The organism is Mesorhizobium onobrychidis (assembly GCF_024707545.1).
Lineage (GTDB): Bacteria > Pseudomonadota > Alphaproteobacteria > Rhizobiales > Rhizobiaceae > Mesorhizobium > Mesorhizobium onobrychidis.
The window spans coordinates 7,074,721-7,094,261 of sequence record NZ_CP062229.1 but is presented as its reverse complement, the minus strand read 5'-3'; the positions used below and the strand labels follow the sequence as shown (position 1 = coordinate 7,094,261).

Genomic DNA, 19,541 nt, shown 5'->3' with positions numbered 1-19,541 from the left:
GGCTCGGCTCACGTCCCGGCAGGGACGCCTCAGGCGTTCAGAGTCTGAACGCTATCCGGTTTTACGCTGTGGCTCCCGCATTCGGATTAAAGAGCTCACCGGTTTTAAGCATCGTGTGCATTATCACCGCCAGTTTGCGCGCCACAGCCACAGCAGCTCTTTTGAAGCCGATCCTCTCCCGCAGTTGAAGTCCCCATGTGCGCAGGGTGCTTTCGGTTGAGCTACGCGTCAGAATGACCGACGCTGCTTCATAGAGAAGCCCTCGCAAATGGCGGTCGCCGCGTCGGGATATATGGCCATCATAATCGACTTCTCCGGATTGGTAGCGGCGCGTCGTCAGGCCTATCCAGGCGCCCACAGATCGGGACTTCTTGAAGTTGCCCGGATCTTCAATGGCAGTGGCGAACGAGGTTGCGGTGATAGCGCCGATGCCGGGGATCGACATGAGTATGCAGCATGCCTGGCTCTGACGTGCATCTGCGACGAGTTGGCGCCCAAGCTCGGCGGCACGGATGCGAATGCCGCGCCAGGCCTCCAACATCGGCAGCACGATAGGAGCAAGTTCCTCGTGATCGATAAGAAGGCGCCGAACGTTCTTCTCGAACGTGGTCCCCTTGCCTGCAGGAACGAGCAGGCCGAACGTTTTCATGATTCCACGAATCTGGTTAGAAAGTTCGGTGGTGATCCGAACCAGCCGGGTGCGTGCCGCCACGAGCGTGCGGGTCAGCATGCTGTCGAATCCTTTCACCCGCACCTCACGGAAGAACCCTACTTCTGCAAGATGCGCCAAACCGTCGGCGTCGTTCGCGTCGGTTTTGTTCGGCGCCATATCGAGCGCAGCTTTGGCATGGCGAGCATCGATGCAGATCGCCGGCACTTTCTCGGCGCGCAGCGCATGATAGAACCAAACTGACAGCGGGCCGGTTTCGAACACGACGCGCTTTGCGGCCGGCGCCCGCTTGCGGATAAGGTTGGCAATGATCTTTGGGTCTGAGGCGCACGTCCCGCGCCAGACGCGCTTGCCTTCGCGGCGGATCGATACCGCCGTCTCTTTCATCGACACGTCGAGACCGATATATTCTTCCATGGCTGTTCTCCATTCGATGCTTGGGCCCGGCGTCGAGTCGTGAGCCCGTACTTTCATCTTATCGGGGAACAGCCACCCTCCAAGGCTATGATTGGTTCCGAGGGTGCGTCGCTCCCGCGATTACCCCATGTGGACGCCCCCCGACGGCATCGATGTGCCAGAGTGGAGGTGTTCTCAGCCACTCAAAGGAGGCGCCCATGACGGAAGTTAACACCATCGGCCTGGATCTGGCCAAGAATGTCTTTCAAGCACACGGAGCGAGCTCTGCCGGAGCGGTCATCTTCCGTAGGAAGCTGCGGCGCGACCAGGTGCTGGCTTTCTTTGCCGCCGAGCCACCGTGTTTGGTGGCAATGGGGGCATGCCCGGGTGCCCCCTATTGGGGTCGGGATATCGGGAAGCTCGGCCACACCGTGCGGCTGATCGCACCCGCCTATGTGAAGCCTTTCGTCAAACGGCAGAAGTGCGTGTTTCGGTAAATCCCGGACACCCTTTTCGCTAAATCCCGGACAGTGATGGAGTGCACCCCTCGACTGAGACAAATAAATAGGGGACAGTTTCTGGATTGCAGGAACTGGAAATGGTTGGAAGAAAGCCGAGATTTAGCGAACGAGAGAAGCTCTCCATGCTCTTGCGGATGCAAAACGGGGAGAACGTCAGCCGATTAGCTGATGAACTGGGTATTCACCGCCAACGCTTATATGCCTGGCGTGAGCAGCTGCGGACGTGTGGCAATCTAATGCCTGTCATCGGGCGATGAATATTTTCTGATTGTGGGCATCGAAAATTCCCTAGTTGGCGCTGCTGCCGCCAGTTCCGGGACGCGTCCCGGAACTGGCGGCTTTCGCTCCGGCGTCGATAGTCCGTCCCGATTTGATCGGAATCGGAGCGGTGCTGGTGGTCCAACTTGGAGAACTTCTGATGATATTGGATCTACACCGTCAGGGCCTGTCCGTGACCGCGATTGCCCGGCGAACGGGCCGCGATCCCAAGACGGTCCGCAAATACATCGAGCGCGGGCTCGAACTTCCCGCCTATGGCCCGCGACAGGCGGGGCGGCCAAACAAGATCGTTCCCTTTGTCGACTATCTGCGCGAACGGGTCTCGGCCTTTCCCGATGTAAAAGTTTAAACTTTATCTGACAGACGGTGTCCTAGGCTGAAGCTTGAGCCGAGGCCGGGCGCGGAGTGGTCAGGGTTCGCAGCGCCCGGCCTCGGCGTTGGAAAGGACATCTGACATGACCAAGGACCAAAAGATCATCCGCGCCAAGGTGGGGCTGCTGGAGCTGGCCAAACAGCTCGGCAATGTCAGCCAGGCCTGCAAGATGATGGGCTATTCGCGCGACAGCTTCTACCGCTTCAGGGAGCTTTACGAGACCGGCGGCGAACTGGCGCTGCAGGAACTGACGCGCCGGAAGCCGCTGCTGGCCAACCGCACGCCGCCCGAGGTCGAGGCGATCATCCTCGAGCTGACGCTGGAATATCCCGCCTATGGGCAGACCCGGCAGACCCGCATCGCCAACGAAATGCGCAAGCGCGGCCACTCGGTCTCGCCGTCGGGCGTCCGCGGGGTGTGGCAGCGTCACGATCTGGAGACGATGAAGAAGCGGCTGAAGGCGCTGGAGGCCAAGGTCGCCAAGGACGGTATCGTGCTCACCGAGAGCCAATTGGCGGCGCTGGAAAAGGCCAAGCTGGACAAGGAGGCGCATGGTGAGTTCGAGAGTGAATGCCCGGGCTATTGCGGCGGCCAGGACACCTTCTATGTCGGCAACATGAAGGGGGTCGGACGCATCTACCAGCAGACCTTCCTCGACACCTATTCGAAGGTCGCCTTCGCCAAGCTCTATGACCGCAAGACGCCGATCACCGCCGCCGATCTCCTCAACGACCGCGTGGTGCCGTTCTTCGACGCCCACGAGGTGAAGCTAAGCCGGGTGCTGACCGACCGCGGCACCGAATATTGCGGCAATCCCGAACACCACGAGTACGAGCTCTATCTGGCGGTTGAGGACGTGGATCATTCCCGCACCAAGACCAAGAACCCGCAGACCAATGGCATCGTTGAACGCTTCCACAAGACGGTGCTGGACGAGTTCTACCGGGTCGCCTTCAGGAAGAAGATCTACGGCTCGATCGAGGAGCTGCAGGCCGATTTGGATGAATGGGTCAGAAGTTACAATGAGCAGCGCCCACATCAGGGCCGCTGGTGCTTCGGCAAGACGCCGATGCAGACCTTCCTTGAAACCGCCCCGCTGGCGAAGGAGAAAATGATCGCTGCCTGATCCTATCGGACAGGCAAAACCGACCATTCTCAGACGCCAACTGTCCGATCAAGTACAAACTTCTATACGTCAACCAGCTTTGGGTCGCCGACATCACGTATTTGCACCTTGCCGAGCAGTTCGCCTATCTGGCGGTTGTGCTCGATGCATTCAGTCGCAAGGTCATCGGATGGGCGCTCGAACTACACTTGCGGGCCAGCCTTGCTGTCGATGCCCTGAAAATGGCGATCTCCGCACGTGTTCCGGTTCCCGGCAGTTTGATCCATCATTCGGACAGGGGCATTCAATACGCTTGCACCACCTATTCTGATATCCTCCATGGGCATGGGATCCAGCCGAGCATGAGCCGGGTGGGGAACCCTTATGATAACGCACGCGCGGAAAGCTTCATGAAAACCTTGAAGCAGGAAGAAGTCGCAGGATTGGCCTATCGCGATGCACCAGATGCGCGGCGGCGTATCGCGAGCTTCATTGAAGATGTTTACAATCGGCAAAGGCTGCATTCAGCACTCGACTATCTCACCCCGGAGGAATACGAAAAGACCTTGTCGACACCGTCGGAAAATGCCGCACTTGAACTCACGAGCAGGGAATTGTCTCGCAATTTTTCTGTCTCACAATAGGGGTGCACTCCACACTCGCGAGTGGCAAAATGTTGCAACACATCCCGATCAACAGCTCACGCCAGCTCTGCACACTCTCGCGCACGCCAACCTTGAAGCCGATCGGTTCCTTCTTGCATTCCGGGTGTCGCGCCGATCAGCACCAGCACGCGTGCTGCGCTTTCTAGCGAGGGAAGTCCTCGCGATGACAGGATCGTCATCAGTCACTCCATCCCCTCCCACCCGCCCGTCCGGGTGGAAAGGCGCACGGCGCCACCAATAATGACCGCTCCTCTACCGCAAAGTTACGTTTTGCGTTGAGGGGGCCACGGCGCCTGGGTTGGCTGATGAACACCGTCCGTTCGCGCATGTCGGGTCGAATTAATTCGTGGTGAAGAGGAGGCGGGCTCGTCCTCCAACAGTTGCCGCAGTTCCCCTGGCTCGAATGCCATCATTGGTGGGGAGGCGGGCTCGTCCTCCAACAGTCGCCACAGTTCCGCTGAGTCGAATGCCATCATTGGTGGGGAGGCGGGCTCGTCCTCCAACAGTTGCCGCAGTTCCCCTGGCTCGAATGCCATCATTGGTGGGGAGGCGGGTTCATCATCCAACAGCTGCCGGGGCTCTTGCTCGTGCGGCAAGCGCCGCCTCAGCCGGTCTTGCAGCGCCGGCCGATCGGCGACGAGGTCGTCGAGTTGCAGCGGCTCGTGCTCTGGCCGCTGCCCGTCCAGCAAGCGTCCAAGCAGCGCCCGCGTGCCCTCCAGCACAAACACGCCGCAGTCGTAATCATTCGGCTGTCGGGCCATGCGGGCTGGCGCCAAGGTGGCGTTCAGCAGTCCTGCGAGCTGTGTTGCAGGCCCGTCGTTGTATCCCTCTCGCTGGCGGGAGTCGTAGTGATAGGCGACCGGTATTTCCGGCTCGCGGCGATCAACGAGCAGCAGCGACCAATGGGTGCCGGGCCTATCAAGAGTGCCATTGTTCACGGACAGGAACAGGAAGTCGGCCGGGGCGGTGTTTTGATTATAGATGGACTGCAATGTGTGTTGCGCGGTGTTCGACCCCACATGACGCAGGAGATGGGATACCGACGGATCCACCAGCCGTGTCCGGGCGGCGAGTTCCGGATTGATCCCCTGCAGTTGCCCCTCCAGCAAATGGTAATCCCTCTGAATATGGGCGTCGCTCAGCCACTCGGTGGCGCCGAGCACAGATCCGTTGGCGACCTTGGACGAGGCTGTCGGACCGAACGCCCCGATCTGAGCATCGGAGGAACTGGTCGTCAGCGTCACATCAACCACTGGAAGACCGCGGTAGGTGCCTGGCAGGCTGGCGGTGACTGGCGAGGCGGGTTGGGGAGCTCTTGCCGGTGCCGCTGGCGCAGCTTCACCCATGGGCCGAGGTCGAGGGTGATGGATGAGCTGAACCTCATTGGGTTCTCCCGCCCCCGGAACGGCGGCGGACCCTGTCCCTTGCATCATGGTCTGCCACTCCGTATCGCGGAGCATCTGCCGCCGTTCCAATTCCTCGCTCAACCACGCCATAGCTTCCTCGTCCGAGGAGTCTGGCAGTGGAGAAAGCGCCAGCGGCGAGCCGGGCTGTCGAGCGTCCTGGTGATGACCCGGTACTGGCCCGGGCGGATTGGGATCAACCGCTGCCTCAAAATCGCCGTAGGTCTCTGAGCGAGCCCTGACATAGTGCACTGGCGCTGGTTCCGAGGTTGGCCACATACTCCAATCAAAGTTGAGCGGCATCTGCAGCGACCAGGTTGACGTGGACCTGGCAGCTTCCTGCCATCCAGCTTGGGCTATGTCCTGCGCCTGCTCAGGGGGAACTCCGGACCAGGGTGGGCCGTCTTCAACCATCAGATCCTGATCGTAACCTTCCGCGCCGACCGATGGCCAACTGACAGGTCCCTGCTGCGCAGCGGCGTCCCCGACGGACGTCGCGATCGCATGCGGCGCCGCGGCGTCTTCGTACCCGCTCCCCTGCATCATCGGCCGCGCCTCCCATGGCGATGCACCCAGTTGATGGGTGGCGGCCGGCGACAGCAGGCGACCGCCTGAATTAGCGATCTCGCTCAGCTGCCGCTCGGCGGCAAGGCCTTGCAGATCGTCCAGGATCCGCTGCCTCTTCGCTGGGCGCAACTCAGCTGTGTCAAGCTCATCCTCGATGAGGACCTCCTCGCTTGGCAGCAGGTTGCTCCAGGCAGGTGCCCCCATCAGCTCGTCCGGGGACCGCTGGTGATTGGACACTCCGGGATCTGGTGCCTGGTCATGGTGCGCTGCGGGCTCGAGAGATGACGACAGGCCGGGTTGGTCCATCAGCCCCAAAAGCACATCCTGATCGTGCGCTTTCGCAGGAAGCTTCTGTGCCCAGTTGCCAGCTTGGTGCGACGCGCCGTGCTGCGCAGCGGCGTCGCCGACCCGCCTCGACTCCGTCGGCGCCGCGCCTTCGGAATTGATGAGCGTCACGTTCTGGGGGCGAGGATTGCGCTTAGCGCGGCTTGCGCGCAGCACGACTCTGCCCGTCGACTGAAAGGTCCGGAGATGATCTAATGCCGCAACGAGTTTGCTGGGATCACCCTCTCCGATGAACTCGAGCACCCCACCGCCATCGGACAGCGACGTGCTGTTGAGCCGAGCAACAATGCTCGTTTTGTTCTTTTCGAAGAGCCAGCCACCAAAGCGGCGAAGAATGCCTACATTATTCTTGACGGTGTGGTCGGAGGCGTTGGCCTTGATGAAAGCCTTCTCAAGGTCCAAAATAAGGGAAGCATCCTGGGGATAGAGAGGCTTCTGCTCCCGAGGCCGCTGCCTGCGAAGCCGAGTTGACTGAGCCGGCTGCGGCGCCGAAGACGACTGGCCGGGTTGGTCGATCCGCTCCAAAGGCACGTCCTGATCGTGGGCTGCCGCAGCCGTCTCCTTTGGCCAACCGCTAGCTTCGTGCGGCGCGCTGTGCTGCGCAGCGGCGTCGCCGACCCGCCTTGGCTGCATCAGTGCCGCGTCTTCGGGATCAGGAACCGGGGGAATATGGCGTTCGCGCTCCATTGCTTTAGCGCCGGCGTCCGGTTTTCGGAGAGATGCCAGTGCGGAGCCGATCCTTTGATCACCACCGGCCAACGCCTTGCCGGCAGTTGCATTCCTTTTGCTGGTCGGTATCGCTGCTTCGTCTCTGTACTCTTTGATGAGAGCCGCTTCCTGGGCCTCCTTAAGCCCCAAAATAAGCTGAGTATCCTCGGGATAGAGAGGCTGGTTCCTGCCAAGCCGAGCTGACCGAGCCGGCTGCGGCGCCGAAGACGACAGGCCCTGTTCGTCCATCAGCCCCAAAAGCACATCCTGATCGTGGGCTGCCGCAGCAAGCTTCTCTGGCCAACTGCCGACTTCCTGCGACGCGCTGTGCTGCGCAATCGCCTCGCCGCCCCGCCTCGGCTCCGTCAGTGCCGCGTCTTCGGGATCAGGAACGGGGGGAATATGGCGCTCGAGCTCCATCGCTGTAGCGCCGGCGTCCGATTTTCGGAGCTGAGCCAGTGCGGATCCGATCGTTGGATCAGCGCAGTCCTTCCTATAGCCCTCGGCATCTCTATCCAACGCCTCGTCGGAAAGCCGACCAACAATGCCCTTCTTGTTGTTTTGACGCAGATAGTCACTGAAGCTCCTAAGAGCAGTTACAATCCTCCCGCCGCTACGTATCCGGGCTTCGTTTCTATACTCTTTGATGAGAGCCGCGTCTTGGGGATACGGACTATTAGCGCGGATCCGCACTACGCCCCCCGTCGAGAGGTGACCAATCGCCGCAAAGAGTTTTGCGGAGTCACCCTTTCCGATGAACTCGCGCGCATCCTTGACCAGCGACTGCTTATCGAGCCGATCCTTAATGGGATCTTTATTCTTTGCGAAGAGCCAGTGGCCAAAGCTCACAAGAACACCTACATAGGAGTTGACGGTTTTCTCGGCGGCATTAGCCTTGATGAGCGCCTCCTCAAACCCCAAAATAAGCGGAGGATCCTCGGGATGAAGAGGGAGCTTGCTGAGCCTTTTCAAAAGTCGACTCGACTGACTCGGCTGCGGCGCCGAGCCGGCCGGCATTGCTCCACCACCTCCGCCTGAATTGGCGATCTCACTCAGTTGCCGCTCAAAGGCCGCCGTACCTGCGGACGGAGCCGCCGGTGAGCTCCCTTGCAGGCCGGCCCTGTTCGATTGTCCGCGTACCCGCTTGGTCGAGGTTAAATCCATCCGTCGTCACTTTCAGTAATATAAGCCCGTTTGAAGCTGGGCTTGCATCTGCCATAGAGCTGTCGAGAACCTGACGACAACATGCCCGCTAAGGCAGCATGGTGCACGCGCCTAGATGCCGTAATGGCCGGTTTCCCGAGCTTGGCCAGGTTGGGTGGCTGTCCCTCAGAATGAAGGTGTTGAACCGGAGTCCGAGCGATCGGCTCCAGCGTTATGAGAGGAACAGCCATTGGCTGCCATGTGGAAATCGATGTCTCCCTGGAAGAAAGCAGCCCGGTTCGCATCATGGTGCCGCCGGCCTTGCTGACACCACCGTCTCGATCGGTTCCACCGGTTTGATGTTGTGGGCGTAAGCGCGAAATACGCTCCTGCGTATTGGATTTCCAAAGCGCATCGGCAGATCTACCAAACGCGTAACTTTCAGCATCTCGCGATTGAGCTTGGTGAACTCGCACCACCGCCGTCCGTGGCGCAGCATCGCACCTACGAAATGCGCAAACGGAGTCTGATTCTCCCCTCAGCCCCACGGTTGTCGCCGCTCCTCAAGCCATCTGCGCTATCCCAACGTTACCGACCCGGCGGCGCCTTTTTGCGGATCCAATGTTGTGTCATGAGCGGTGGGATCAGGTTCCAGGGTGGCAAGTCGCCTCCGCGATTCACTTCGGTTACGCCGGTCATGAGGGCAGTCGGCTTGCTTAGGTCAGACTAATCCCAGTTGTTGGGCGGTTTGGAACAAAGCGAGCAGCATAATCAGGCAGCCGACGAGCCGCAAAAGCGTCCGCTCGGCGATCGCCTTGAGCATCCATCCGGCAAGCGGGGCGGCGACTATGCCGCCCACGATCAGCCCCAGCACCGAGCTTGCATGTGTCGACAGCGCCCCCGCTTCCTGCCAGTGCCCGGTGAGGAGCGCGACGATGAAGGCGATGGACACCGCAAGCGTGATCAGGAACTCGGCCGCATTGACAGTACCGATCACGTAGCGGGGCGGCGCGCCGGCCCCGAGCAGCCCGGTCACGACCATCGGACCCCATCCGCCGCCGCCTGCCGCGTCGAGGAAGCCGCCGACGGTGCCCAGCGGCGCCACAAGGCGGGTAGGAACCGGATTGCTGGGGATCTTCCGGAACGACCGGAGGAACAGCCAGAACCCGATCACTGCGAGATAGGTCGTGACGTAGGGCTTCACCATGTCGCCGTCGAACGAGGTCAGCACGAAGGCGCCGAGGCAGCCGCCGAGAATGCCGAACGGTACAAGCCGCCAGAACAGCTTCCAGTCGATATTGCGGTGGTAGTGGTGCGCCGTGCCTGAAGCGGCCGTGGTGAACACTTCCGCCGCGTGCACCGCGGCGGAAGCCTGCGCCGGCGGAACACCGAAGGAGAGCAGCACGGTGGAGGAGATCGCGCCATAGGCCATGCCTAGCGCGCCGTCAACCGCCTGGGCGAGGAAGCCGACTATGGCGAACAGGATGAAGTCAGTCATTGGTGTCCGTCGTGAAAGTGCAGCCGTATGTAGCCTTGTGGATCGGGCAGCCGGCTTGGCTCCGCGCCAGAGAAAAGGGCGGCATCACTGCCGCCCATCGAGATTGTCGAGCTGCGTGGACCTTAGAAATCCATGCCGCCCATGCCGCCGCCGCCCATGCCGCCAGGCATGCCGCCGCCAGCCGACTCCTTCTTCGGAGCCTCCGCGATCATGGCTTCGGTGGTGACCAGCAGGCCGGCGACCGAGGCCGCGTCCTGGAGAGCCGTGCGCACGACCTTGACCGGATCGACGATACCCATGGCGATCATGTCGCCATATTCGCCGGTCTGGGCGTTGAAGCCGAAGGTCGCGCCCGTGTTCTCGAGGATCTTGCCGGCAACGATCGATGCTTCCGCACCGGCGTTGGCCGCGATCTGACGGGCCGGAGCCTGCAGCGCGCGACGCACGATGGCGATGCCAGCGGTCTGGTCGGAGTTGGCGCCGACAGCCTTGATGCTCAGCGAAGCGCGCAGGAGTGCGACGCCGCCGCCGGGAACGATGCCTTCTTCGACGGCCGCACGGGTCGCGTTGAGGGCGTCGTCGACGCGGTCCTTCTTTTCCTTGACTTCGATCTCGGTCGCACCGCCGACGCGGATGACGGCAACGCCGCCCGCCAGCTTGGCGAGACGTTCCTGCAGCTTCTCCTTGTCGTAGTCCGAGGTGGTCTCCTCGATCTGCTGCTTGATCTGGGCGACGCGGCCCTGGATCTCGGCCTTCTTGCCGGCGCCGTCGACGATGGTGGTGTTCTCCTTGGAGATCGACACCTTCTTGGCGCGGCCGAGCATGTTGAGGCCGACATTCTCGAGCTTGATGCCGAGATCTTCGGAAATGACCTGGCCACCGGTGAGGATGGCGATGTCTTCCAGCATGGCCTTGCGGCGATCACCGAAGCCCGGCGCCTTGACGGCGGCGATCTTCAGGCCGCCACGCAGCTTGTTGACGACGAGCGTGGCCAGGGCCTCGCCTTCGACGTCTTCCGAGATGATGACCAGCGGCTTCGAGGTCTGCACGACAGCCTCGAGGATTGGCAGCATGGCCTGCAGGTTGGAGAGCTTCTTCTCGTGGAGAAGGATGTAGGCGTCTTCCAGATCCGCAACCATCTTGTCGGCGTTGGTGACGAAGTAGGGCGAGAGATAGCCGCGGTCGAACTGCATGCCTTCGACGACTTCGAGTTCGGTCTCGGCGGTCTTGGCTTCCTCGACCGTGATGACGCCCTCATTGCCGACCTTCTGCATCGCTTCGGCGATCATCGAGCCGACCGAAGCATCGCCATTGCCGGCGATGGTGCCGACCTGGGCAACCTCTTCCGAGGTCTTGATCTTCTTGGCGTTCTTGATCAGCGTCGCGACGACGTCGCTAACCGCGAGGTCGATGCCGCGCTTCAGGTCCATCGGGTTCATGCCGGCGGCAACCGCCTTGTGGCCTTCCTGGACGATCGACTGCGCCAGAACGGTCGCGGTCGTGGTGCCGTCGCCGGCGATGTCGTTGGTCTTCGAAGCCACTTCGCGGACCATCTGCGCGCCCATGTTCTCGAACTTGTCTTCAAGCTCGATTTCCTTGGCGACGGTGACGCCGTCCTTGGTGATGCGCGGTGCACCGAACGACTTGTCGATGACGACGTTGCGGCCCTTGGGGCCGAGCGTGACCTTCACCGCGTCGGCGAGGATGTTGACGCCGCGCAGCATGCGCTCACGAGCGTCGCGGGAGAATTTTACGTCTTTTGCCGGCATTTTTTACTCCTTGGGCATTTCGCCCTAAATTCAGATTGGATGGTGCGGATGAAAGGTAGCGGCTTGTCAGCCGATGATGCCCATCACGTCGGCTTCCTTCATGATCAGAAGGTCTTCGCCATTGAGCTTGACTTCGGTGCCCGACCACTTGCCGAACAGGATGCGATCGCCGGCCTTGACGTCCAGCGGGACGAGCTTGCCGGCTTCGTCGCGGGCGCCGGAACCAACGGCGATGATCTCGCCTTCCTGCGGCTTCTCCTTAGCCGTATCGGGGATGATAATCCCGCCCGCGGTCTTCGCTTCGGATTCGACCCGACGAACGACCACGCGGTCATGAAGCGGGCGGAAATTCGATTTTGCCATTTTGGATGTCCTGGTGCGGAGGTTGAATGTTGTCCGTTGCCGGAGCGGGTTAGCACTCACCAATGGCGAGTGCTAACGTGGCGGTGAGATAGGCTGTAGGCTCGTACTAGTCAAGACGGCAAGGGGAGGGGCGAAGAGCAAAAGGTTTGGAATCGGCGCGAAAGCACAGCCCCTTCACGTTAGGGGAAAGCTCTTTCGGCACCTTTCGTGCCAGTCGTTCGTCCGGCCTAGTCTCGCCAGCGACGCCCGCCCAGTTTGGTCGGCGGGAAGTGCCTGAACGGTAGTTCGCTCTGTGAGTTTTCGGCGAAGGGCGCCGCGCGGAAGCCGAATCAAAGTTGGATCGCGCGACTATTGAAACCAGCGGCGACTTTGGTGCCTTTCGATCTTCCATGGCTTGGACCGTACGCTAAGCGCGGCCACTGGGAGCGGGGTTCCAGCTGTTTCGCGTTGATCCCTTCGCTATTAGGAGGAGGGTCAGCAATACGAGAGCGACGCTCTGAGTTTCGACCTGCAGGGGACAAACCCCTTCCAACTCGGATGGCTCTTTTGGAATGTGCGCCCTGCGGACGAGTGGCTGTGACCTTGCCCCTCTGATCTAATCCGGTTTGAAGTTCGTTCTGGCCCATCGAGAGGACCAGGACATGAAACGCAGCCGCTTCTCTGAAGAGCAGATCATCGGAATTTTGAAGGAACACGAGGCCGGGGTATCGGTTGCCGATCTGTGCCGCAAGCACGGCGTCAGCGACGCGTCGATCTACAACTGGAAGGCCCGCTTCGGCGGGATGGATGTGTCCGAGGCTCGGCGGCTGAAGGCGCTGGAGGACGAGAACACGCGGCTGAAGCGGCTTCTGGCCGACGCCATGCTCGACAATGCCGCGTTGAAGGATCTTGTGGGAAAGAAATGGTGACGCCCGCGGCCAAGCGGAAAGCTGTCGCTCGCCTGAAGGAAGGCTTCGGGATGAGCGAACGGCGGGCGTGTAAAGCCATCGGCTGTTGCCGCATGACGGTTCGCTACGAGACCAGCAGGCCGGACGACCGCGAGGTTCGCGAACGGATGAAGGCGATCGCGCAGGAGCGTCGTCGGTTCGGCTACCGGCGTCTTCTCGTGATGCTGAGGCGGGAGGGCCTGGTCGTGAACCACAAGAAGCTGTTCCGGCTTTATCGGCTTTATCGGGAGGAGAAGCTCGCCGTTCGCCGCCGTGGCGGCCGCAAACGGGCGATCGGGACCAGGGCGCCGATGCTGGTGCCGCTGAGGCCCGACGAGCGCTGGTCGCTTGACTTCGTATCGGACCAGCTCAATCGACGGGCGCCGCTTCCGCATCATGGCCGTCGTCGACGACTGTACGAGAGAGTGCCTGGCACTCATCGTTGATACATCTCTCTCGGGCATGCGGGTTGCCCGCGAATTGGACCGGCTCATCACCGAGCGGGGCCGGCCGAGGATGATCGTCAGCGACAATGGCAGCGAGTTCACCTCGAACGCCATCCTCGCCTGGGCGGATCAGAGCCGCGTCGAATGGCATTACATTGCGCCCGGCAAGCCGATGCAGAATGGCTTCATCGAGAGCTTCAACGGCCGACTGCGCGATGAACTGCTCAACGAGACGCTGTTTACCTCGCTGGCTCAGGCACGCGTAGCCATCGCCCTGTGGCACGCCGACTACAACACCGCGCGGCCGCACTCCCAAATCGCCTGGCAGACACCGGCCGAGTTCGCCAGCACCTTCAACCCGCGACGGTCGCTCGCGCTGCGCTATGCCAAAGGCTCCGCGCCAGCGCCCGTCGCTTCACCCGCCCAGCAGGGCACAACCCACGCCGGAAACGAACTCAAAACTGGATAGAAACTGGGGGCAACGTCAGCTGCACCTTGCGCAAGGTCAACTACGCCATTCCCTCCCGCCTGATCGGACATCGGCTTGGCGTCCGGCTGATCGACGATCGTCGCACCGATGTCGTTCAACCCTGTCAATATGCCCAGATTGGGACCCTCTAAAGGTCATGGACAATACGATTTGGATCGCGGCGCTCGCCGACATGCAGTTCAATGCGAACTGGCCTAGGGTCTCCGATGTTAGCCGCCCTTCGAAGGACGCCTTGATTCGGTCCGAAAATCGCGGCGCTGGTCCGCCGTATCGCGACCGCGAGCAGATGTCAGTCACTCGGTTGGCTTTCGGGCTTGCTTTTAGCGACTTGTCCGCAGACCTCCCGAGTCGGGTCCCTTGGAGCGAAGGTATTCGTCCGCTTGGATTGGATCTCGGTGACATTTCCTTTTTGGAGTGACTCTGATGGCGAGATCGTAGAGCGCGTACCCCTGATCCATGCCCTGAAATTGGCCGCGCTCGATGTAGGCGTGTGGAAAGTCTCGTGCCCGGTGCGGCATTGCAGCAAGATACAACGCTCGCCTCGATGGAGGTACCGGCTCCACCCCGACCGGTGGGCTGGAACTACGCTCCTCATTCATTGATTGGTTCCCGGACGTGTTGCAGCTTGAGTTCCCCCAGTGATGGACAGATAGCGCTAAAGAAGCTGAAGGAACTTGTCAGGAGGCGTCTACTAGAGCTCGCGATTGCTGATATTGCGAGAACGCAATAATCAGGCTCCTCAAGTAGCTCAATTACAGACTTTTACAGCATTGGCCGCCAGATGCTTTTTGCTCCGCCCGTTCAAGTCATTTGGATGGCTCATACCGTACTTATCGAGACCCAGCTATGGGCATCCAGCCGGGCAGCCGTGTGCAGGACGCGGATCCCGCTTCCAAGATGCGGCGGGCGCGCTCTCTGTGGCCCAACAAATGCTAAACTGTGTACGCGGATGATTGGGAGACGGACGACCAGTGGCTAATTTGAAGCTAGAAAGTATCCTGCTTGCTCATAGGAACCGGTCTGTTCTGGGGTGCGTCGCCAGCAGGCTTGCTCGGACGGTCGGATCCATATACCTCGGGCGACAGAGGAAGCGCCAGACGTTCAATCGTCATTTGCCGACTTCCTGCGCAGTTCTTGTCCAATAAGGAAGAAACTATGAGGCGGCAGACCCGAGCGTTCACTGTGGAGATCAGACAAAAGCGCAGTTCTCAAAAACGGAGCCGTTCCATCTGGAGTGATGTCGATCTCTCCGCAGCAATGGCTGAGACAACAAGGGAACTCAACGAGATGGAGTTGCCAAATCGTCGCCTTATTGACTCTAGTGTCGTGGCGATTGATGCTGAACAAATACACAAATCGCGAGCGGAGTACCTCATGGCAAATCCCCTGGAAGTTGAATCAGTAACTGCAACGGAATCGGCAGCCAAAGTGGAGACGCCTGAAAAGAAGAAAGCCCCACGATCGCGGAAGGCGAAGGCTGAGCCCAAGCCGCCTGCTCGGAAGAATGCCGCCAATACGCCGTCTCAGGCGGAGAAAGCACCAGCAGCGGCCGTGCGGCGGAAGATATACTCTGAAAAGGAGCGCGCCCAGATGCTCGCGCAGATCGAGAAGTCTATCAGTGGCGGCGCCACTCACAAGAGCGCCGTAAAGCAGGCCGGCATCTCGGAACAGACCTACTATCAATGGAAGAAGGCTGCGGCGCCTGCATCGGATGGTGACAATCTGAAGGACCTTGTCGCGCTTGAGGAAGAAAACAAGCGACTGAAGAGTTTGCTCGCGGAACGCCTGCGCAAGGAGAACGCGGAACTGAAGAGGAAGCTGGGGCTGTAATAACGCTGAATCGCCGATCGGAGCGGATAGTATTCTTCGCCGAGGCGCCTTTCTTTTCTAGACGGAGGGGCTCGGTCCGGGTCCAGTCAAAATTTAGCGCTTGCCGCTGGCGATGAAATGCGGATTGGCGTAGTCCTCGTCATCGCTCTCGTTGCGCTTGCCGTAGGCCAGCGGCTCACCGTCGAGCGTGCGCGTTATGCAGCATCGCTTCGTCGTCAGATACCGCCGCCGCTATCGTATTGGTTTTCGGCAATGTCGCGCTCGTTCAGCCAGAGTTCCAGGGCCTCTACCATCTCCTCGGCAGACTTGCCGAGTGTCTTGAGATGGATTTCGGGGTTTTCCGGGGCTTCATACGGTGAATCGACGCCGGTGAAATTCTTGATTTCGCCATTCAATGCCCGCGCATAGAGGCCCTTCGGATCGCGTCTGGCGCATTCCTCAAAGGGTGTGTCGACAAACACCTCGACGAATTCACCGCTGGCCATCAATTCCCTCGCCATGCGCCGCTCGGCGCTGAATGGCGAAATGAACGAAACGATGACGATCAGCCCGGCATCGGCCATCAGGCGCGCCACTTCGGCAACGCGGCGAATGTTTTCGACGCGGTCGGCGTCGGTGAAGCCAAGATCGCGATTGAGCCCGTGGCGGACATTATCGCCGTCCAGGATGTAGGTGTGGCGGCCGGTGGCGAACAGCTTCTTCTCGAAAAGGTTGGCGATGGTCGACTTGCCCGACCCCGAGAGCCCGGTGAACCAGAACACGGCAGGTCGCTGGTTCTTCAGATCGGCGCGGCCGTGCTTGCCGACATCGAGCGATTGCCAGTGGATGTTTTCGGCGCGGCGCAGCGAATGCAGGATCATGCCGGCGCCGACCGTGGCGTTGGTGATGCGGTCGATCAGGATGAAGGCGCCGGTCGTGCGGTTCTCGGCGAACGTATCGAAGGCGATCGGCGCCCGCGTCGAGATGTTGCAAATGCCGACCTCGTTCATTTCCAACGACTTGGCCGCCTCATGGGCAAAATCGTTGACGTTGACGCGGTATTTCAGGTCGGTGACGGTAGCGCTGGTCTGATCGGTCTCGGTCCGCAGGATATAGGAGCGGCCCGGCAGCAGCGCGTGCTCGTCGAACCAGACGATGTTGGCGGCGAACTGGTCGGCGACCTGCGGCCGCGCCGCAGGTGACACCAGCATGTTACCGCGCGAGACCTCGACCTCGTCGTCGAGAACTAGGGTGATGGCCTGGCCGGCCACCGCCTGGCTCAGATCGCCGCCATGCGAGACAATGCGCCTGACATGAGCGGACTTGCCGGATTTGGCGACAACGACCTCGTCGCCTGGTGAGACCGAGCCGGACGCAATCGTGCCGGCAAAACCGCGAAAATCGAGATTGGGGCGGTTCACATACTGCACCGGAAAACGGAACGGCAGTTCGACAACGGCTTCATCGACTGACACGGCTTCCAGATGTTCGATCAGCGTCGGGCCGGAATACCACGTCGTCTTATCCGAGCGGCTGGTGACGTTGTCGCCGTAACGGGCAGACATCGGGATGGGCACGATCGTCTCGAAGCCAAGCTTGTGCGAAAATTGCCGATAGTCCTCGATGATCCGTTCGAACACCGCCTTGTCGAAGCCGACGAGATCGATCTTGTTGACGGCGAGCACAATGTGCCGGATGCCGAGCAGCGAGGCAATGATCGAGTGGCGCCTTGTCTGGCGCAGCACGCCCTGCCGGGCGTCGATCAGCACAATGGCCAGATCGGCAGTCGACGCGCCCGTCGCCATGTTGCGCGTGTATTGTTCGTGGCCGGGTGTGTCGGCAACGATGAATTTGCGTTTTGGCGTGGCGAAAAAGCGATAGGCGACATCAATGGTGATGCCCTGCTCGCGCTCGGCCTCGAGGCCATCGACCAGCAGCGCGAAGTCGACGTCGTCGCCCGTCGTCCCGTGCTTGCGCGAATCACGCTCGAGCGCAGCAAGCTGGTCCTCGAAAATCTGCTTGGTGTCCGAAAGCAGGCGCCCGATCAACGTCGACTTGCCGTCGTCCACGGAACCGCAGGTCAGGAAGCGCAGCAGCGATTTTTGTTCCTGCACCGCCAGATAGTCGCGAATGCCGTCGGTGGGGGCGAGGCTCTCGGCCGTGATGTGGCGCATGCTCAGAAATACCCCTCGCGCTTCTTCTTTTCCATCGAGCCGGCTTCATCACGGTCGATCAGGCGGCCCTGCCGTTCTGAGGTGCGCGCGGTGAGCATTTCGCCGACAATGGCCTCCAGCGTGTCGGCGGCCGATTCGATCGCGCCGGTCAGCGGATAGCAGCCGAGCGTGCGGAACCGCACCAGCCGGTTCTCCACCGTCTCGCCGGGACGCAACTGCATGCGGTCGTCATCCCTCAGAATGAGCATGCCGTCACGTTCGACGACCGGCCGCTCCTTGGCGAAATAGAGCGGCACGATCGGGATGTCTTCCTGGAGAATGTACTGCCAGATATCGAGTTCGGTCCAGTTCGACAACGGAAAGACCCGGATCGATTCACCGGTCGCGATGCGGGTGTTGAATATCTTCCACATCTCCGGCCGCTGGTTCTTCGGATCCCAGACGTGCTGGGCATTGCGGAAAGAGAAGATCCGCTCCTTGGCGCGCGATTTCTCCTCGTCGCGCCGCGCCCCGCCGAAGGCTGCATCGAAGCCGTATTTGTCGAGCGCCTGGCGCAGCGCCACGGTCTTCATCACATGCGTATGGGTGTTCGAGCCATGGTCGAAGGGATTGATATTATCGCGCACACCGTCGCCGTTGACATGGACCAGGAGATCGAAGCCGAGTTTTTGCGCCATCTGATCGCGAAAGGCGATCATCTCGCGGAATTTCCAGGTCGTGTCGACGTGGAGAAAGGGAAAGGGCGGCTTGGCCGGATAAAACGCCTTCATCGCAAGATGCATCAGCACGGAGGAATCCTTGCCGACCGAATAGAGCATGACCGGCTTGGCGAAGGTCGCCGCAACCTCGCGAAAGATATGGATGGATTCGGCTTCAAGCCGCTGCAGATGCGTAAGCGCGATGTTCATGGACTTTAAGCGTTCTCTCGTGCCAATCCACAGGAGGCCCGTTCATCAACAGGCGTGATCTTCAGCCGCCCCGGATGGAAAGAGGATCGGCAGGCGGTAAATTCTATTCCATGCACGCACCAGGTGATCGGATGCGGCCTTGAAGCCAAATACGCGCGGACGGCGGCGCATGGCGTCTGTTCAGTAAAAAGCCTGTTGTCGAAAGGCAAGTCGCCGAACACTCGTGGTCGAACCTGATGGAAGCGGAACCGGCCTCTTCTCTCGCTGGCTCGTCTGCGCCATGTTCCAGCACCGAATTCAGCATTCGGATTTCAACTAAATTGGTCTCTATTAAGGCAGCCGCATATCAATCAATCGATTAACGCGGCTTTCGGCCGCCAGATCACTTTCTGCGGACATCGTAGACGCCCAAGCCGCCCGCGTGCGGAAGCCCCGCCAATATTCATCAGGTGCGATTGGGCGCGCTCAGCCTACCACGACTCGGGGAAGCGGCTGCAAGCATCGCCTGACTGACGCGCCGGTCGCCTTAGGCGTTCAGCATTTTCGCTTTGCATTGCGGATGTCATGGACCTCCCTTCTGGCCGCGCTTAGGTTTGCCGGCAAGTCGGGTGATTTCGATCGCCAGTCCGACGATTGCCTGACCATCGCGTTTAGTCCCTCGGCGCGTCACCCATCGTCCACGGGACAGGCTGGGCCGCCTCGTGCCTGCGCGTCAGCTTGGTAACATTGTGCCGCACCTATCTCCCGTCGTCACGGACGGTGATCCGTCCGTGTGCATGGGCGTCGGTCCACACGTCCAGCCAGACCGCGTCGTTACGTCCGACATGGCGGTGCAGGGTGCCGTGCCTTCCCTGCGCCTTTGATGCGGCGTGCCGCCGCCGAGAGGTCGTCGCGCTAGTAGCAGATTTTTTCGCCGGTCGGCGCCAAGACATGGGAACCAACCGGATCATGGATTTCGCCCGCATGGGCTGAAGCCGGCACTG

11 protein-coding genes and 4 pseudogenes are annotated in these 19,541 nt (G+C 60.7%); 7 read left to right on the top strand and 8 right to left on the bottom strand.

The features are described from left to right. Positions 1 to 61: 61 nt before the first annotated feature. Entirely contained in the window at positions 62 to 1,087 is a 1,026-nt protein-coding gene (locus IHQ72_RS35015; RefSeq protein ID WP_258120345.1) for an IS110 family RNA-guided transposase, read from the bottom strand. A gap of 197 nt (positions 1,088 to 1,284) precedes the next feature. Here IHQ72_RS35015 and IHQ72_RS35010 point away from each other — a divergent pair. The 5 genes and pseudogenes from IHQ72_RS35010 to IHQ72_RS34990 all read left to right on the top strand — a co-directional run. Continuing rightward, a pseudogene (locus tag IHQ72_RS35010) lies at positions 1,285 to 1,548 on the top strand (IS110 family transposase); the annotation flags it as partial. Positions 1,549 to 1,664: 116 nt separating this feature from the next. Beyond that, positions 1,665 to 1,844 (top strand): transposase, encoded by a 180-nt coding sequence (locus IHQ72_RS35005; RefSeq protein ID WP_309508985.1) that lies wholly within the window; start codon positions 1,665 to 1,667, stop codon positions 1,842 to 1,844. Positions 1,845 to 1,981: 137 nt separating this feature from the next. Then, positions 1,982 to 2,206: pseudogene (locus IHQ72_RS35000) on the top strand (helix-turn-helix domain-containing protein); the annotation flags it as partial. A 115-nt stretch (positions 2,207 to 2,321) separates the two neighbouring features. Then, a complete protein-coding gene (locus tag IHQ72_RS34995) occupies positions 2,322 to 3,365 on the top strand; it encodes an IS481 family transposase (RefSeq protein ID WP_258120343.1) in 1,044 nt (347 codons plus the stop codon). Between the two features lie 101 nt (positions 3,366 to 3,466). Next, positions 3,467 to 3,988, top strand: a complete 522-nt coding sequence (locus IHQ72_RS34990) for an IS3 family transposase (protein WP_258120341.1) — start codon at positions 3,467 to 3,469, stop codon at positions 3,986 to 3,988. Between the two features lie 284 nt (positions 3,989 to 4,272). Here IHQ72_RS34990 and IHQ72_RS34985 read toward each other — a convergent pair whose 3' ends face one another. The 4 genes from IHQ72_RS34985 to groES form a co-directional block, all read right to left on the bottom strand. Next, the gene (locus IHQ72_RS34985) at positions 4,273 to 8,049 is read right to left on the bottom strand and encodes a GNAT family N-acetyltransferase (RefSeq protein WP_258120340.1); all 3,777 of its coding nucleotides are present in this window, start codon (positions 8,047 to 8,049) and stop codon (positions 4,273 to 4,275) included. Between the two features lie 847 nt (positions 8,050 to 8,896). After that, on the bottom strand, positions 8,897 to 9,673 hold the full coding sequence (locus IHQ72_RS34980) for a sulfite exporter TauE/SafE family protein (RefSeq protein WP_258120339.1): 777 nt from the start codon (positions 9,671 to 9,673) through the stop codon (positions 8,897 to 8,899). 122 nt (positions 9,674 to 9,795) lie between these two features. Continuing rightward, entirely contained in the window at positions 9,796 to 11,442 is a 1,647-nt protein-coding gene (groL, locus tag IHQ72_RS34975; RefSeq protein WP_258120337.1) for a chaperonin GroEL, read from the bottom strand. Between the two features lie 66 nt (positions 11,443 to 11,508). Further along, the gene (gene groES, locus IHQ72_RS34970) at positions 11,509 to 11,805 is read right to left on the bottom strand and encodes a co-chaperone GroES (RefSeq protein WP_258120336.1); all 297 of its coding nucleotides are present in this window, start codon (positions 11,803 to 11,805) and stop codon (positions 11,509 to 11,511) included. A gap of 641 nt (positions 11,806 to 12,446) precedes the next feature. Between groES and IHQ72_RS34965 the strand changes: the two are divergent. After that, positions 12,447 to 13,646 (top strand): annotated as a pseudogene (locus IHQ72_RS34965) (IS3 family transposase). A 1,176-nt stretch (positions 13,647 to 14,822) separates the two neighbouring features. Further along, on the top strand, positions 14,823 to 15,497 hold the full coding sequence (locus IHQ72_RS34960; protein ID WP_258120334.1) for a transposase: 675 nt from the start codon (positions 14,823 to 14,825) through the stop codon (positions 15,495 to 15,497). A gap of 93 nt (positions 15,498 to 15,590) precedes the next feature. Here IHQ72_RS34960 and IHQ72_RS34955 read toward each other — a convergent pair. The 3 genes and pseudogenes from IHQ72_RS34955 to cysD form a co-directional block, all read right to left on the bottom strand. Then, positions 15,591 to 15,695, bottom strand: a pseudogene (locus IHQ72_RS34955) (3'(2'),5'-bisphosphate nucleotidase CysQ); the annotation flags it as partial. Between the two features lie 17 nt (positions 15,696 to 15,712). Then, on the bottom strand, positions 15,713 to 17,650 hold the full coding sequence (gene cysN, locus IHQ72_RS34950) for a sulfate adenylyltransferase subunit CysN (protein WP_258120332.1): 1,938 nt from the start codon (positions 17,648 to 17,650) through the stop codon (positions 15,713 to 15,715). A 2-nt stretch (positions 17,651 to 17,652) separates the two neighbouring features. Further along, the gene (gene cysD / locus IHQ72_RS34945) at positions 17,653 to 18,558 is read right to left on the bottom strand and encodes a sulfate adenylyltransferase subunit CysD (RefSeq protein ID WP_258120331.1); all 906 of its coding nucleotides are present in this window, start codon (positions 18,556 to 18,558) and stop codon (positions 17,653 to 17,655) included. Positions 18,559 to 19,541 lie beyond the last annotated feature (983 nt).